This window comes from Nonomuraea sp. NPDC049637 (genome assembly GCF_040675235.1).
Taxonomy (GTDB): Bacteria; Actinomycetota; Actinomycetes; order Streptosporangiales; family Streptosporangiaceae; genus Nonomuraea.
The window spans coordinates 1-1,312 of the sequence record NZ_JBFAOM010000134.1 but is presented as its reverse complement, the minus strand read 5'-3'; the positions used below and the strand labels follow the sequence as shown (position 1 = coordinate 1,312).

The following is a 1,312-nucleotide window of genomic DNA, read 5'->3' as shown; positions in this document are numbered from 1 at the left end:
CTTGGGTTCTAGGGTTCGTTGCAACACCCCACTTCAGGGGATGCGATGGACTTCGAGATCCGCAAGGTGCGCAAGGCGCAGGGGGCGAAGAAGCTCCGGGCTGAGCGGCAGGAATACTTTCGGCTCATGGCTCAGGGCTACGGCAACAAGGAAGCCTCACGGCTGGTCGGTGTCAATGAGCGGACCGGCCGTGAGTGGCGTAACGGGCGTTTCAGCCCCGGCCGGCTGCGGCTGCCCGCTCGACCCGAGCGGGTGGCCCGGCCCGCCCAGGCGGCTTCCCGCTACCTGCGTGAGGACGAGCGCATCCATATCGCTGACCGGCTGCGGGAGAAGGCCTCCATCCGAGCCATCGCCGCCGAACTGGGCCGCAGCCCCTCCACGGTGAGCCGGGAGATCGCCCGTAACCGCACCGACGGAACCCGAGGCCAATGGCACTACCGGCCTCACGCGGCCCAGGCCCGCGCCGAGGCCCGGCGTCCACGACCGAAAACGGGAAAGATAGGAGCCAACCCGGAACTGCGCCAGGCCGTCCAATCCTGGCTGGAGCTGGAATGGAGCCCCGAGCAGATCGCGCACACCCTGCGCGTCCGGTATCCCGACCGGCCGGAGATGCAGGTGTCGCACGAGACGATCTATCAGGCGCTCTACGTTCAAGGACGCGGGGAACTGCGCCGCGAGCTCACCCGGGCGCTGCGCACCGGCCGCACCCTCCGCAGACCGCAGCGCCGTCCCGACCAGCGCCACCCTCGGTTCGTCGCGCCGATGGTGATGATCAGCGACCGCCCCGCCGAGGCCGAGGATCGAGCCGTGCCCGGCCACTGGGAAGGCGATCTGATCATCGGCAAGGACCAGAAGTCCCAGATCGGGACGTTGGTCGAGCGCAGCACCCGCTACGTTCTGCTCGTCCACCTCCCGCACGACCGCACCGCCGAGACCGTCCGGGACGCCCTGGCCGCCACGATGGCCACCCTGCCAGACGAACTGAAGCGCTCGCTGACATGGGACCAAGGCAGCGAGATGGGCCTACACCACCAGTTCTCCATCGCCGCCGACCTGCCGGTCTACTTCTGCGACCCGCACTCTCCCTGGCAGCGCGGCAGTAACGAGAACACCAACGGCCTGCTCCGCCAATACTTCCCCAAGGGGACCGACCTGTCCGTGCACAGCAGCGACCATCTCGCCGCCGTCGCTGCCCGGTTGAACGGCCGGCCACGCAAAACGCTCGGCTGGGAAACCCCAGCCGAGCGTCTCACCAAGCTCCTGGCAACAGCCAGTTGATCAATCAGTGTTGCGACGACCCCTTGACTTCACC

The 1,312-nt window shown here is 67.9% G+C and carries 1 protein-coding gene; it reads left to right on the top strand.

The annotated features are described in order from the left end of the window. The first annotated feature begins 126 nt into the window (after positions 1-126). Positions 127-1,278: an IS30 family transposase gene (locus tag AB0J71_RS49965; protein ID WP_364421493.1), complete on the top strand. Its 1,152-nt coding sequence runs from the start codon at positions 127-129 to the stop codon at positions 1,276-1,278. The last annotated feature ends 34 nt before the right edge of the window (positions 1,279-1,312 follow it).

Excerpts from the sequence above, each read along its gene's own strand:
- AB0J71_RS49965 (WP_364421493.1), top strand. The coding sequence starts at position 127 with ATGGCTCAGGGCTACGGCAACAAGGAAGCCTCACGGCTGGTCGGTGTC.